The sequence below is a fragment of the Nostoc sp. genome (genome assembly GCF_036916975.1).
In the GTDB taxonomy this organism is placed as follows: Bacteria; Cyanobacteriota; Cyanobacteriia; order Cyanobacteriales; family Nostocaceae; genus Nostoc.
Map to the genome: position 1 here is coordinate 73264 of NZ_JBALFF010000080.1, position 16124 is coordinate 89387.

General features: G+C 41.5%; 7 protein-coding genes. 3 read left to right on the forward strand and 4 right to left on the reverse strand.

The window, feature by feature from the left end:
* Positions 1–411 precede the first annotated feature (411 nt).
* The 3 genes from V7K73_RS19915 to V7K73_RS19925 form a co-directional block, all read right to left on the reverse strand.
* On the reverse strand, positions 412–6396 hold the full coding sequence (locus tag V7K73_RS19915) for an amino acid adenylation domain-containing protein (RefSeq protein ID WP_334882307.1): 5985 nt from the start codon (positions 6394–6396) through the stop codon (positions 412–414).
* A gap of 1035 nt (positions 6397–7431) precedes the next feature.
* Positions 7432–8337: a polysaccharide deacetylase family protein gene (locus V7K73_RS19920; protein WP_334882309.1), complete on the reverse strand. Its 906-nt coding sequence runs from the start codon at positions 8335–8337 to the stop codon at positions 7432–7434.
* A 167-nt stretch (positions 8338–8504) separates the two neighbouring features.
* The gene (locus tag V7K73_RS19925) at positions 8505–9650 is read right to left on the reverse strand and encodes a SpoIID/LytB domain-containing protein (RefSeq protein WP_442936781.1); all 1146 of its coding nucleotides are present in this window, start codon (positions 9648–9650) and stop codon (positions 8505–8507) included.
* 202 nt (positions 9651–9852) lie between these two features.
* On the opposite strand from V7K73_RS19925, the gene V7K73_RS19930 reads away from it, so the two are divergent.
* The 3 genes from V7K73_RS19930 to V7K73_RS19940 all read left to right on the forward strand — a co-directional run bounded on the left by V7K73_RS19930 (position 9853) and on the right by V7K73_RS19940 (position 13653).
* On the forward strand, positions 9853–10245 hold the full coding sequence (locus V7K73_RS19930) for a carboxymuconolactone decarboxylase family protein (RefSeq protein WP_334882313.1): 393 nt from the start codon (positions 9853–9855) through the stop codon (positions 10243–10245).
* Between the two features lie 54 nt (positions 10246–10299).
* Entirely contained in the window at positions 10300–11118 is an 819-nt protein-coding gene (locus V7K73_RS19935; RefSeq protein WP_334882315.1) for an alpha/beta fold hydrolase, read from the forward strand.
* Between the two features lie 246 nt (positions 11119–11364).
* On the forward strand, positions 11365–13653 hold the full coding sequence (locus V7K73_RS19940; protein ID WP_334882316.1) for an FAD/NAD(P)-binding protein: 2289 nt from the start codon (positions 11365–11367) through the stop codon (positions 13651–13653).
* 498 nt (positions 13654–14151) lie between these two features.
* Here the strand turns inward: V7K73_RS19940 and V7K73_RS19945 are convergent, their stop codons facing one another.
* Entirely contained in the window at positions 14152–15336 is a 1185-nt protein-coding gene (locus tag V7K73_RS19945; protein WP_334882318.1) for an acyl-CoA dehydrogenase family protein, read from the reverse strand.
* Positions 15337–16124 lie beyond the last annotated feature (788 nt).

Consider the following 16124-nt stretch of genomic DNA (forward strand, 5'->3'; position numbering starts at 1 on the left):
AGGATGAGAGAAATAGAAGTGAGGTTTTCCAAATGACCTGAATTGTCAGAGGTTTCTAACCTATGGCGGGTGATGGGTTCAAATGTAAGATTCTGTTAGGTATTTGCACCATTGTAGAATGTTGGCATTGCCCACACGTCCGCCTCAGAATAAATTCTGCGGCTCATAGCGAAAGTCATCTAAAGCTGACTGAAATTATAGCGGTTCGTGCTTGATCGCTCACTGTTGTTACTATTAAGACTTACGCAAAACTACATATTGTAGGGGCAATTCATGAATTGCCCCTACCTAAAAATAAGGGTTTCGGCTATTGTTTGCGTAAGTCCATATTGCACCCAACTGAGAACCGCTATAGAACATCAATCTACCTCTCAAGCTCAGAGTTTATCCAAAAAGCTTCAGGTTCAAATATTATTTGTTTAAGAAATTTTTCAATTTCTCAGCTAACACCTGTACGTGAGGTTCATCAAGCAGAGAAAGGTGAGAGCCGGGAATATAATGGATATCTACTCCTCCAGTCACTAAATCGCCCCAGCCAAATTGCGGATCGTATTGTATGCCTACAGCTTCGTCCCGATGCTGATCTTCAGTTCGCAAAAGTACTACTTTACCGGAATACGTTGGGAAGATGTATTGACTCCTAGCTTGGACATTAATACCGATAATTTCTAAATGCTTGTCATTTTCAGGAATAAGTGCTGCATCCAAGTAATGTTTATATCTATTTTGTAGACGAGACTTATTGCACTGGCTCCATTTGCCGAGCTTGTGCCAGAGGTAAGCAGTGCCTTGTTTGATCAGATTATTGAAATGCAAGTAAATTCGCGTTAGCAATGGCTCACGCCAGCTATAACCTTCACGACAAGTATCAAGCATAACTAAAATCCCCACTTGCTCACCTTGCTGGCAAAGTTGTTGCGCCATCTCGAAAGCGACTACACCACCAAAAGAATACCCACCAAGATAATAAGGCCCCTTGGGCTGAAGAGTCTGAATTTCTTGAATGTAGTATGCTGCCATATCTTCAACGCGAGTATGAATTGGCTTAGTTTTATCGAGTCCAAGTGGTTGCAATCCATAAAATGGTTGATCGGAACCTAGATATAATGACAATTGACGGAAACCTAAAACTTCTCCCCCAAGCCCGTGAACACAGAAAAAAGGCGGTTTGGAACCATGAGGTTGAATTTCTACCAAAGATGACCAATTGTGATCTTGTCTAGAGATATCTACTAAAGTTTTGTTTGTTGCTGCTTCTGGGGAGATGATTTTTGCTAGAGCCTCGACATTATTTGATTGAAAAAGAATTGCTAGGGGCAGACTCTTGCCAAACATCTGCTCGATTTGCCAAAACAGTTTAACTGCTAGCAGAGAATGTCCTCCCAGTTGAAAAAAGTTATCTCTGACACCAATAGGGTGAACACCTAAAACTTGTTCCCAAATCTCTGTTAACTGGCGTTCCACTTGATTGCGGGGAGCAACAAAGGTAGCTTCTAACTCTTGGTTCAAGTCTGGTAGAGGCAAAGCGCGGCGGTTGACTTTGCCATTTGGGGTTAGGGGTAGTTTGTCCAGCAACATAAAAGCTGAAGGCATCATATACTGTGGTAGCTTGCTAGAGAGGAAGCGCCGAATCTCACTAATGCTGGGTGCTGTTTGTTGATCGGGGACAATGTAAGCTAGTAAACGGACTTCGCCAAACTCATCTTCACGGGCAATTACTACAGTCTGCTGTATATCTGGGTGTTGGGCTAACACCGTCTCAATTTCTCCTGGCTCAATGCGGATGCCGCGAATCTTGACTTGATGATCGATGCGACCGAGAATTTCTAAAGAGCCATCAAGAAGATAGCGACCGCGATCGCCTGTATAGTAAAGTAAATCCTGTTCGTCATTCCTAAAAGGATTCTTGACAAACCGAGCCGAATTTTCTTGGCGAGTATTAATGTAGCCTAAGCTCCGAAATGGTGTCCTCAGAACAATTTCACCCGGTTCACCAATACCACATAGTTGCTGATTTGGCGTGAAAACAAGTGCTTGAGTTTCAGGAAGCGGTAATCCAATCGGCTGTACCCCTGCTTTAAGTGCAGCAGGCACTTGATAGTAACATTTAGCTAAAGTTGTTTCTGTCGGTCCATAGAGATTCACAATTTCACCAGATGCCGGAAAATTCTGCCGCCATCTCTTGACAAGTGTCTCTTTTAGTGGTTCACCCGCAAAAAATAACCAGCGTAAACTACGCAAAGATACTTCTGTCGGCACATTCACTAACCATGATTGAGCTAAAGACGGAACTGTGTGTAACACAGAAATCTTTTCGCTTTCTAAGTAACGCAAAACTTTTGTTGGCTCTAAATTATCTCCTGTTGGTGGCAAACATAAAGTTGCACCACTTGTTAAAGGTAAGAAAATATCTCTGAGGACAACATCAAAGGAAAGTCCTGTCAATTGAGCAACGCGGTCTTCGACTCCAATAGCAAATGTCTGTCGTTGCCAATTCAGAAAATGCGACAATCCTTTATGACACCCCAAGACACCTTTCGGTATACCAGTCGTACCAGAAGTAAAGAAAATATATGCAGCATCATCTCCAGCTATTTCTGGTAAGTGGATTTTGCTTTGGGCTACGCCGAAGCAGCCATCGTCCTGAGAATTTACAGCATATCCAGTATCTGCATCTACACAGATAATAGTTAAAGATTCCCATACTTCCCGATCTTTTAGGGGCTGATCGTCTATATAAAGTAGATATTTAGCTTTAGCCTCTTTGAGCATAATTTGCTGGCGTTGGCGTAGCCCACCGGAGGTATCGCTGGCCAGAAGTTGCGAATCTAGCGTTAGTAGCACGCCCCCACTCAAAAACACGCCCAACATACTAGCAATTAGCCCAAAACTCCTTGTACCGAACACGGCTACAACATCTCCCCTTTCGACTCCGTGAACCAGTAGCACCTTTGCTAAGGTTTGAGCAATTCTGCCCAATTCTCCATAGTTCCAAGTGCAAGCTTTTTGAGAAATTGCTGAATGTTCGGGAGTTCTGTTTACCCAAGAGGTAAACATTGTTGTCACTAATTCATACTCTGGTTGTGGCAATACTGCCCTAGATTCTGGCAGTAAAGGTAAGGATTCTGGTGTGACAAGAGAATAGAAACTAATCGACTTATCGGGATTTTCTACAATCTGATTAAGCAAATGATGGAACTGTTGCAGCATTTCTAGCATTCGTTCTGCGGCAAACAAATCAGCATTGTAAACTAGTTTTAATTCAATGCCCTGTGGTTGTTCGGCGATGTACAGAGTTAAGTCAAATTTAGAAGCAGCCTCCTCTAAGGCAATTGGTTCTACAACCAGTCCAGGCAATTTGGGCTGTAAGTCTTCCAAGTTGAGCATATTAAACCACACTTGAAACAGTGGATGCCGACTGGTATCTCGTTCTGGTTGTAGTTCTTCTACCAGTTTCTCAAAAGGCATATCTTGATGAGCGTAAGCATCTAATGCCATTTGGCGAACTTGACGAAGCAATGAACGAAAACTGGGCTTACCAGAAAAGTCAGTCCGCAAAACCACAGTATTAATAAAAAATCCAATCAAGCTTTCTATTTCAGAACGATTGCGTCCAGCAATGGGTGAACCGATAAGGATGTCTTCTTGCCCAGTGTAACGATACAGAATTGTGCCAAAAGCTGCCAGCAAAGTCATAAATAAGGTGACACTTTCTTGACGTGAAAGTGCTGTTAGCGATGCACTCAAATTCTGGGGTAGCATCAAAGATTTCGCCGCCCCCCGGTAGGTTTGGACTGGTGGACGCGGATAATCAGTGGGCAATTCCAGTACAGTGGTAGCGCCAGCTAACTGGGTTTTCCAGTAGTTGATTTGATTAGAGAGTACCTCACCAGATAACCATTGACGTTGCCAAATAGCAAAATCGGCATATTGAATGGGCAGTTTTGGTAAGGGGAAGGGGTTATTGTTTAAAAAGCTTTCATAGAGGGCTGCTAATTGCTGCCAGAGAATACCCATCGACCAGCCATCAGAGGCGATGTGATGCATAACTAACAGTAATATATGCTCTTGTTCATTTATCTGGAACAAAGTAGCACGCAGCATCAAGTCTGATTCTAGATTGAAGGCAGTAGAGACGTTATTAATTGCTTCTGTACAAGAAAGGGAAATTTTTGAGTCCTGATTAAAATTATTTTCCCCAGCCTTTAATTTAATTACTGTCAGTTCTACCGGGCGAGATGGGCTAATTATTTGTATGGGGCTACCATCTGATGATGAGATAAAATTAGTCCGCAGTGCTTCATGATGAGCAGCGATCGCATTTAATGATTTTTGCAATACACTAAAGTTCAACTCGCCTGTTAACCGTACTGCTTTGGTGATGATATAAGCGGCATTGCTTGGTTCCAACTGTTCCAGAAACCAGACTCGCTGTTGAGCAAAGGATAAAGGAACTGAGTTTTGGTTGGTTCGTTGGGGAATAATTTGGTTGGGGGAGTGGTCTGTTTGAGTTGGTGCGGAAATTTCTTGAGCTAAACTAGCGATCGTGGGATTTTCAAACAATAAGTGTAAGGGAATTTGTATGCTTAATGCTTGGCGTAGCCGTGATATCACTTGCGTAGCCAGCAGTGAATGACCTCCCAATTCAAAAAAATTGTCGTAGATGCCCACTTGTTTTAAATGCAGAACTTTTACCCAGATATCAGCTAAAATCTCTTCAGTGGAGTTTCGGGGGGCAACAAAGTTTGTTGACTGACAGGAACTAGAAATATCCGGTGCAGGTAGAACATGACGGTTTATTTTGCCGTTGGGGTTTAATGGCAGTGTCTCCAAGAATACAAAAGCCGCAGGAAGCATATATGCTGGTAATTTCTTTTGTAAAAAGCGGCGTAATTCTCTGGGAGTAGGAATTTGCTTGCAGTTTGCAACCAGATATGCTATCAGCCGTTTGTCACCAGGAATATCCTCTCTAGCTATTACTATCACTTCTTTCAATGTCGGATATTCACTTAGTGCCGCTTCAATTTCTCCCAACTCGATGCGAAAGCCGCGAATCTTAACTTGATGGTCAATACGACCCATAAATTCGATGTTGCCATCACTTAAATAACGTGCTAAATCTCCAGTCTTGTACAAGTACAGCCCAGATTCTGCGTTCCTTGGGTGAGGGATGAATTTTTCTCTAGTCAGTTCAGGACGGTTGAGATAGCCTCGCGCCAGCCCAATACCGCCAATATGTAATTCTCCCGATTCACCAACAGGCACTGGTTGCAAATTCTCATCTAGGATATAAATTTCAAAATTGGCAATGGGGCGACCAATGGGAGCCATTGCATAATTACTATGGCGCTGGCAAGTCCAGAAAATCGCATCTACAGATGTTTCTGTTGGCCCATAGCAATTGTGCAAAACATTGTCCAAATTCAATTTTGCAAAGAATCGCTCTATTAGTTCGATTGATAAAGCTTCACCACCACAGGTAACGTGCCTGAGATGTTTGCATTCCTCAATACCGTTTTCTTCTAGAAATACACGCAGCAAAGACGGTACTAAGGCAATGATCGTAATTTGCTGCTCGACAATCATCTTCACCAAGTAGGCAGTGTCCTGATGTCCACCAGGACGAGCCATAACTAACTGTCCGCCATAACATAAAGTCCAGAATATCTGACAGACTGAGGGATCAAAACTAAAGGGAATTGTCTGTAAAACTTTATCTGTTGAGGTTAATCCAAAGGTTTTTTGCTTCCAGTCAACTAGATTGCGGATGCCACGGTGTGGTATCATTACACCCTTGGGTTGACCTGTAGAACCAGATGTATAAATTACGTAGATGAGATTATCATCTATTATTTCATTTCTGGGATTTTCTTGACTTTGCCCTGCGATCGCTCCTTGCCAATCTGAATCCAGACAAATCACTTGCGCCCCATGACTAGGTAAACTAGTTACCAATTCTTTTGTAGTCAAAATCACAGGTGTCTGGGTGTCTGCCAAAATGAAAGCTAGGCGTTCTGAAGGATGCGCCGGATCTAAAGGTACATAAGCACCTCCAGCTTTCAAAATTCCTAGCATTCCTACTATCATTTCTATAGAACGTTCTAGACAAAGACCAACAAGTACGTCACCACCAATGCCCAAGCCTCGTAAGTGATGTGCTAATTGATTCGCCAGATTGTTTAGCTGCCGATAAGTTACTTGTGTATTTTCAAACACTAAAGCCACGGAATCAGGCGATTTCTCTACCTGCTGCTCAAACATTTGATGTATGCAAAGAATCCCAAGGGATTCTGTATTATCATGACACTGTGCTACTATCTGATTTATTTTGGTGTCACCTAAAAGACTTACCGAAATATTTTGCGTTCTGTATAAGCTATTCTTTGCTATCTGCATATTTTACTATTAATATAATTACTTTTTAATCTTCTGCGATCGGCAATCTTTCAATGAGGGTTTAGACTTGCCACTGATAGGTAGGGTAAAGCCATCTCTACGAAACGCTCTTGCTAGCAACATCCCCGAAGGTTACACAAACTCCCTCTAAACGTAGCAAGATGCCAAAACGGGTACGCGAACAGCGTCTCTAACATTTGGTATGCCGCAAGCTTTACGCTACGATATCTACCAGTCGTACAGAATTTATTCTTAATTCTGATGACTGACACCTTTTATCCTGTTTCGATAAACCAGCATAAAATTAATCCTCGCTAAACAAATAAAATCTTTCCAATATAGCCTTTTGTCTAATTGATGTTTAGTCAAAGGAAAAAAATACTTACGATTTTTAGGAGATATAAATATCTTACAGATAATTATTTAATCGCATTAATTCTAGTTCTACCTCAATAAAGGATTTTTCCAATTGCTTGGGAAACATCAGATTGGAAACCGAGCATTCGTTTCACTCTAAATAAGATAACTTTCTTGATTACACCCTTGTTTTGATTGCTGTATTTCCAATCTTTTATTATTTTTAGCAGACTAATTATAAATTTTATGTTTAGATACTTATTTAAATTATGAATTTTTGACATAGATTAAACATCATATCCACGCTTATAAATATAAATAAGTATAATTAAGGACAACATTTTTGGGAATACACTAAGGGTCAAAAAAGATGGGTTTGGATATTCCCTTAACAACTTTTGGGGGTTTCAATTGCATAACAACTGTCAAGCAGTGCGTTTGAGGTCTATTTCTAAACCCCGACACAAAACACGCTGCTTATAGAAACAGGAGACTTAAACCCCCAAAATTTGGTTAAAATATTTTAGCTTAACCCGCCGTTTTTTGTGAGAGCGAGAGCAGAAAATTCTGATATCAATAAAACAGGATAATTTTTCCCTTTGGCTGCAACCCTGACTAGCACTTCATGGGGGCGGGTATAGGTGCATCCACGGTACAAAAAAACAGATGGGTATTTTCTTATTTTTTACTGTTAATCAACTTTTGGTTTTTATCTTCCATTTCTAGGAGTTCAGGGATGGTGACAAAGCGATAGCCCTGCTTGCGAAAGTTGGCAATAATTTGTGGTAAAGCTTGTACAGTCTTAGAACGATTACCACCACCATCATGCATTAATACAATTCCACCAGGCTTTGCCTGTCTGAACACATTACCGATTAATTTGGATACAGGAGGACGCGAATAATCTACAGAGTCAGATGACCACAAAATAATAGTGTATTTGCTATTTCTAGCATAATCAACCACCCCATTATGCATAATTCCTCCAGGTGGTCGAAATAAATTTGTTTTTAACCCTGTAGTTTGATAAATAATATCTTCGGTATGGTCAATTTCATAAGCAGCAGCTTGTGGGTTCAAGAATTGATACCAATGATGCCAAGTATGGTTGCCAATCACATGACCTTCAGCAATCTCTTGCTTGAGTAAGTCTGGATAATTTTTTACGTTTTGCCCAATCACAAAAAATGTTCCTTTGATCTGATTTTTTTTCAGAATATCTAACACTTCTGCTGTACTCTCAGGCCACGGACCATCATCAAAGGTAAGAGCAATTACTTTCTGAGGTGGAGAGAGTTTTGCCGACTCAATTATTGAACTTTGAAAAATTGATGGTATAGAGTCAGAAAAACCATTTACTTGTGCTTGTTGTTGCCAACTTGTCAGCATTGCCGCCTTTAATTCTTCGACTCGCTGCTGGGTTTCTACATTTGCTATTAAATTATTTACAATCTTCTGTGGTTTTGCAGCTTTAAAAACATTTGTTTTTATAAATATTATTAAGCTTAGACTAAAACTACTAGATAAAATAAGCAACGTAACTAATTTTTTGGGAGTCCAAAGCCTCGGCTTATTATTGAACACGTCAATTTCCTTCAATGGTCAAACAATGAGTCACACTAATTATAGTAAATTAGACTATTATTAATTTACTTACTTTCAGACAAAATATAACTTGCATTGCGGTCTTGGGATCTTTGCAAGAGTCAATGTAGATCAACCAAAATTATCCCAGAAGTATTAATTTAATGTTACTTAGCGTTAATTGTGCTTAAAGCTACGCCCTGATAATAATGCCCTAAAATTTGCAGGTAGTTTACTCCTCTTTTGGCTAAATTATATGCGCCCCATTGACTCATGCCTAAAGCATGACCGTAACCGAGTCCTTGAAGTACAAAACTACCATCTGCTGCTTTGGTAAGATTGAAGTGGGTACTTTTAATCTTCAGGGCTGTACGCACTTCTTCGCCTTGGAGTACCTTCGTAGCTTTGTCACCAACAATTTTTAAGACTTTAACACTACCAAAAGGTGAGTAACTCTCTGCAATCATATCTTTAACATTGCCGACACCAGAAATTCTGGCGCTAATTTCTGTCGGAGAGAAAGTTTTCACCCATTTGCACTCGCTAACATTTTGGTCGTAATCTTCAACAGCACGCAGGTAAGGCTCGTGGCTTCCCCAAACATCTTCAACATTTTCAGTATGTCCTCCAGAGCAATCATGAAAAACTGAGAGAATAACACTGTCTTTATAAGTTAGTACTTGTTTATCAGTAGCATCAACGGCGGCATAAGTACTACGAGTTTCATTGATTACTCCTTTATAATTCTGCCAGTGATCTGGACTATCACCTAAATCGTAAACAGGATTATTGCGTTGTTTTTCTCGCTCATAGAGAGCAAAAGTTCGGGCAGCAACAGCTTGCGCTTTCAACGCTTCAGCAGGCCACTCAGTATCCATTTCGCCACCAACAACACTGTAGAGATATTCTTGATCATCAACCCAGTTAACAGCCGTTAATCCTTTCTCTGTGGGGACAACAAGAATTCTGCCTCGATACCAGCGTTGGCCAATGTAAACGAATCCCTTACCTGTGGGTTCAATCCAAAATAAACCAGACTGCCATTTATCTAAAGCCACCCCGCCTGGAACTGAAGAAGCATAAAATGAACTCATTGCTGGTAATTCTCCGAGAGTATGACCAGTGCTATCTTTAACTAATGCAGTCGTAGAACTGCCAACTGTTACCTGATTAACTCCTCTCTCGATTGCTATTCTTAGGATTACAGATGCTGCACTTGGGGTAGCCAAACTCATCCACAATAAGGCACTTAGCCACCAATGACTTACTTTCATATGTGTAAACAAAGTGTTTAATAACAATTGACATTTCATATCTAGCATTTAAAAAGAGTGTTCAATTTCCATATAATGTTATCGCTTATACCATAGGTTGCAACATAGAAGTTGAGTTTTAGGCTTAACTGAACTGTATTGCCTTTGCTTGCACCGATCAAAACTCCTTTATTTTTTGTCAAAACGTAGTATCCTACATTTTGGTATCTATAAAAGGACGGGGTTTTTACCCAAATTTTCGATGACTAAGCTGATTGAATACGAAGAAGCCAGCGACGAAGTACGTGCAGTATATGACGACATCCGCGCTACACGGCAGAATGACTATATCAATAACTTTTGGAAAGCTATAGCCAATCATCCCCCTACCTTGCAACGAACTTGGCAAGCGGTGAAGGAAGTGATGACTAGCCCCGGTGAGATTGATCCTCTGATGCGCGAACTAATTTACATCGCCGTGAGTGCGACGAATGGCTGTGAGTACTGCATTGCCTCGCACACAGCAGGGGCAAGGGCTAAGGGGATGAATGATATCATGTTCGGTGAACTAATGGCGATCGCAGCCACTGCCAACATGACCAATCGCCTGGCCAACGGCTATCAAATTCCGGTGGATGAGAGATTTAAAACGTAGGAGTGTAGCCTTGTCCATCCCTGCTTAAAATTAGGTTTAGCAGAATTATCGACTATGCCCAAAGTTCAGATTAACGGGATTGATTTGTTCTACGATATTAAGGGAACGGGTGAGCCTTTGCTATTAATAGCTGGCTTCCTTTGCGATCATGCTTATTGGTCGCTGATTATGCCATCGCTAGTTTCGCACTATCAAGTCATTCGCTTAGACAACCGAGGTATGGGGCGAAGTTCTGCTCCCGAAAACCCTTATAGTCTGAAGCTGATGGCTCATGACGTTGCAGTATTGCTCGATCGGATTGCGATCGATAAGGTGCATCTAGTCGGTCATTCAATGGGTGGCCAGATAGCCCAAGAGTTAGTGTTAGCACATCCTGAAAAGGTACAAAGTTTGATGCTACTTTCATCATTGGCTAAGGGTGATAGATTATTTAACAGCATTATCGAGACTTGGGGCGACCTCTGCAAAAATGTAGACTTGAAACTTTATCAAAAAGTCGTATTACCCTGGATATTTACAGATACGTTCTACTCGATTCCTGGGATGATCGAAGGTCTGATTGAATTTGCAATCAGATATCCTTTTCCACCTGCGGCTCATTCACTCAATTATCACAGCCGAGCCATGCTTGAGTTTGACACAACAGACCGCCTTCAACAAATTCATTGTCCTACTCTAGTTCTAGTTGGTAAACAAGATATTCTCACCCCACTAAAGTTTTCCCAGCAACTTGCTCAAGGCATTACCAACGCTGAACTTTTAGTCCTCAATGGTGGGGGTCATGGCTTCTTAATTGAGTCGCCGGATGCTGTGGTTTCAGCCATGCTTAACTTTCTGGGGAAGTTGAAGTCAGTTTATAACATTTCGTTGTGAGGCTGTGCCAACCCCCGATCGCACAATGTCAGTTTTAAGTTGGTGAATAAACCTATCTTGATTACCATGTAATCTTAAACTACGGTTAATTTATCAATTAAATGTACTTAATGCTTGGAAAAGAGGTACTATAAGACTTTAGACGTAATAAAGTCTTAATTCTTTTAGTTGGGTTGTAAATGCGTTTAGTCCCGTTAGATAGACTTTATGAAATCAGCGTAACTATTGATTCTAACTAAGACCGCTATGAACCCTAGTTTTTTAACTGCCCATACTCCAACCACGATCGCTATTGTTGGCGGAGGTTTTAGTGGTTCTCTAGTCGCTACCCACCTATTGAAAACTGCCAGTCAACCCCTCACGATTAAGCTGATTGAGCGCAGCGATCAAATTGGCAAGGGAATCGCCTACAGCACAGATACCAACTGTCATTTGCTGAATGTATCGGCAGGCAACATGAGTGCATTTGCCCACGATCCAGGGCATTTGTTACGTTGGCTTCAGCACAACCGCAATGAGTTCATAGCATTTTTTCCTAAAGAAGTCAATGCCAGTACCTTCATTCCTCGTAAGGTTTATGGTTTATACATTCAATCGATTTTAGCAGAAGCAGAAGCCACAGCACCTAGTGATGTGCGACTAGAACGCTTGACCGATGAAGTAGTAGGGGTACAGCCTGAAGAAAAAGGGGCAATGATTTCTCTGCGTAGTGGTCGCTGTTTTGCCGCAGACAGAGTTGTGTTGGCATTGGGCAACTCACCCTCTGCACCCCCTACCATTGAAAACCCAAACAGTAATGATGAAAGTTATTTGCGGAATGCTTGGTCAGCCGATGCCCTAGCAGACCTTGATGCTGATGCACCTGTATTGCTAATTGGTACGGGACTGACGATGGTGGATATGGTTTTATCTCTGAGCGATCGCCAACATCGCGGTAAAATTTATGCTGTGTCCCGACGAGGATTATTTCCCCTAAAACATCAAGCGGCTCAACCTTATCCGTGCTTCTTGACGCTAGAAAATTCCCCAGTAAGTGTGCGTGGCTGGTTACGTTGGCTACGTGCGGAGGTAGAAATTGCTGCTACCCAAGGCTACGACTGGCGAGCAGTAATTGATTCTCTGCGTCCCATGATTCAGAAAATCTGGCAAAAACTACCAATCGGGGAACAGCAGCGTTTTTTGCGTCATCTGACACCCTATTGGGATGTGCATCGTCACCGCATTGCCCCAAAAGTGGCGGATGTTGTCACCCAAATGCTAGATTCTGGTCAACTCACCATTGCCGCAGGGCGAATTCGGGAATATCAAGCTTTGCCGGACGGTGTAGCAGTGACCGTGTGCTGGCGCAAAACCCAAACTAATCATATTTTACACGTCCACCGCGTTGTGAATTGTACAGGGGTAGCAGCAGATTATCGCCGATCGCCTCATCCTCTGATTACTAATTTGCGATCGCAGAATTTAATTCGCCCCAATGCCATCGGTTTAGGATTAGATACAGATACCCACGGTGCTTTATATACAGCAGACGGTAAGGTTTCGACGCTGCTTTATACCTTGGGAACTCCGCGCAAGGGTGATTTGTGGGAAACTATCGCTGTTCCAGAATTACGGGGACAAGCGCAGGAATTATCTAAGGCGTTGTTGCAGTCGCTACCAGTGCGGGTGCGGACTATTGCGACGATGCCTTTGTTAAGCAATGGCAGTGCAGAGATACCGCAGTCAACTTTCCTATTTCGGCAATTTTTGGACCCTACAACTAGTAGTTACACTTACTTAATTGGCGATCGGCAGACAGGAGATGCTGTTTTAGTTGATCCTGTATTAGAGCAAGTTGACCGCGATTTGCAATCATTAGATGAACTGGGATTAAAGCTACGCTACTGTCTAGAAACTCACCTTCATGCCGATCACATTACAGGGGCAGGTAAACTCAGGCAACAAACAGGTTGTGAGGTAATTGTTCCCCAAAATACTGCTGTGACAAAAGCCGATCGCTCCCTTGTCGGTGGCGAAATCTTAGAGGTGGGATCGGTAATCATCGAAACGATTTTCACACCAGGTCACACCCCCAGTCACATAGCATATTTGGTGAATAAAACCCATCTGTTAACTGGTGATGCCTTATTTATTCGTGGTTGTGGACGCACAGATTTTCAGGGAGGCGATGCTGGAACTTTATACGATGTGGTGACACAACGCTTATTTACCTTGCCAGATGATACCTTGGTATATCCTGCCCATGACTATAAAGGGCGCACTGTTTCTACTATTGGCGAAGAAAAGCGGCTTAATCCCAGATTTAGCGCTCGCAGCCGTAGTCAATTTATTACTATCATGAATAATCTCAAATTGAGTTATCCCCAAAAGATGAATGCAGCTGTACCTGCGAATGAATACTGTGGTGATTTTATTCCTCAAGAAAGCTTAGACTCGGCTACAAGTTCGGCAACAGATGAAGAACAGAAACAAATAGAACTCACAGTTATGACTAATACAGAAATCTACAATGATTACTTTGCTATGTATATCTAGTGGTCTGTCCCAAAAGTTTTCAGAGGTTTGTGGTGTTCAGATCCCCGACTTCGTAGAAGTTGTCGGGGATCTCGCAGCCCCGCAAAATTTGATAACAATAACCCCTAATTTGTCAAGCATATCTGAAAATTTAACGAACTTTGGGGGTTTAAGTCCTAGCCTTTGAAGGACAGCACGAATTGAATGCCTAAATCTAAATCCCCGTCACAAAACGTAATTGCGAATTGCGAATTGCGAATTGCCAATTGGTTTAATGCCTTTCAAAATTGTTAACAGCTGTCCGTGGGTTGAAGTCCCCCGGTTCAATAAAAAAGCAAGTAATGCGATTGGGGACTGCGAATGCAAAGTTGCTCCTGTAGTGCGCTCCGCGCATCCTGCGGCGGGGGAAACCCCAAGACCGCACTTTGCGCTAAATCCCCATTACAAAACTTAATTACGAATTACGAATTACGAATTACGAATTACGAATTATTTAACAAAGATGTGGTGAGGGAAAAACTATGAATAAAAGTTGGGTTTTGGCAGTTGATCATTTAACGCCCAGTTTCCTATCTCTTGAATTTTATAATCTACTGGATCGTGAAGAGTGAACGTGCGGAGATTACGCCAATAACGGTCAAAACCATATTTTGTATTAGTAGCGCGTGCGCCCATAACTTCAAAGATCCGGTTGGTAATGTCTAAACCAACTCTACTAGCGAAGACTTTGGCAGTAGCGACACTAAGCGCACATTCTCCCCGTTGTTCGGCGGTAAGTGACCATTCCGACTCCCAAGCTGCTTGGACTAATTTTTCCGCCTGCTCAGTTAGATACACGGCTGCTTGGAGATCAACGCATATTTTGCCATAGTGCTGAAGGATATAAGGATCTTTGGTTGCACTTTCTACACCTGATGTCAGCCAAGGTTTTGTATTAGTACAAGTATATGTTTTAGCAGCTTCAAATGCTCCTTGGGCAATTCCCAAGTAGATATTAGCAAGATTCAATTGAGTTAAACAGGCACGAATAGTGTTGAAGGGTTGACTCGGTTTGTCTTTACTACTAAGAATTTCGTCAGGATACACCAACACATTTTCAAAAGTAACACTACCACTATCTGTTTGACGTTGCCCTATATTATCCCAATCATGATGAACAGTAACGCCTTGCCGTTGGGTGGGAATTACCAAAATATTCAATTCACCACTTTCTTGATGAGTCGCAGCGATCGGCAATATATCGGAGTCTTGAGAGCCAGAGCAAAAGCTTTTAATCCCGTTGAGACGGAAATAATCATTTTCTAGTGTCAGAGTAGTTCTTTTATCTAAAGGGTTAAGGGCATTGCACCAAAACCAATTATTCTGAATAGTTTCTGAATAATATCGCTGTTTTTGCTCTGCCGAACCAAAGATATGCGGAATTACTACACCTAGATGGTGGTAAGAAAAGACGTGAGCAATGGAACTATCAACCTTGGCAAACTCGCGGGTAATTTGCATAACGGTAATCCAGCTTTGCCCTAAACCCCCGTACTCTGTGGGTATTATCAGTTTCAGCAAGTTACTTTCACGCAAGCGATCGCGTTCATGTTTTGGTGTTCCTCCCTTAACATCCCGCGCTACAGCCGTCTGGGCAAATTCCTTTGCTAAAGACTTCGCTAAATCGAGATAATTTTGAATTTCTTTAGTTTTGATTAATTGCATTCCTTGCAACTTCTCCTGTTAACCTTATTGTGAGGAGCAACTATAAATTTGGATAAAGAAAGCTGAAACTACAGTATTTTGATAAAGTTACCATACTATAGATATATCATTGCATAGTTTAACTAATAAAGCAAGTTCCAATTAAATTAATTTTGTTAAAGCTATAGGTTGTTAGTACAATCTCAAAAATAGTTGATTGAGAGTCAAGCAAAAAATAATTAGATGAGAAAATTTATTTTCATCTACTTGTTTTTCACGAGTATATATGCAATATTATTAACTTAAATACAATAATCTACTTTGACTTGATAAGTATACAGTAGTTTATAAATAATTTGCGAGGGAGCACGCCAATGAGTGCTTAAATCTTTTCCCTCACCCCCAGCCCCTCTCCCAAATATGGGAGAGGGGAGACATGATTCTAGTTCCCCGAATCCCATATGAAGGGAGAAGGGGTTAGGGGATGAGGGCAAACACAAAGTTTTTGCACCTGACGGGATGCTCCCATTTGCGAGAGATTCAGATTATGTGGTCAACTTAATATGTTTTTTTCACAAATAGATAGACATTGTTTTACCAAATAGTCCAGCTTATGCAGGGATTGTATTTGTGTGAAGGCAAGTCTTTTCTCCACTGAAATATATAGATGAAAACGCCAGAAATTCACTTATATCTCAAAGTGGATTTTTAAAATTCTTAATTATTAGATTAAATCAGCATTTTTTAGGGGGAGTCATTAATTTATCGCTTGACAAGTCCCTGAAACATCTAAGGCTTTAACTAAAGTT

Bases quoted from the DNA above. Each gene is read 5' to 3' on its own strand.
- V7K73_RS19930 (WP_334882313.1), top strand. From the start codon at position 9,853: ATGACTAAGCTGATTGAATACGAAGAAGCCAGCGACGAAGTACGTGCA.
- V7K73_RS19935 (WP_334882315.1), top strand. From the start codon at position 10,300: ATGCCCAAAGTTCAGATTAACGGGATTGATTTGTTCTACGATATTAAG.
- V7K73_RS19915 (WP_334882307.1), bottom strand. From the start codon at position 6,396: ATGCAGATAGCAAAGAATAGCTTATACAGAACGCAAAATATTTCGGTA.
- V7K73_RS19945 (WP_334882318.1), bottom strand. From the start codon at position 15,336: ATGCAATTAATCAAAACTAAAGAAATTCAAAATTATCTCGATTTAGCG.
- V7K73_RS19940 (WP_334882316.1), top strand. From the start codon at position 11,365: ATGAACCCTAGTTTTTTAACTGCCCATACTCCAACCACGATCGCTATT.
- V7K73_RS19925 (WP_442936781.1), bottom strand. From the start codon at position 9,650: ATGAAATGTCAATTGTTATTAAACACTTTGTTTACACATATGAAAGTA.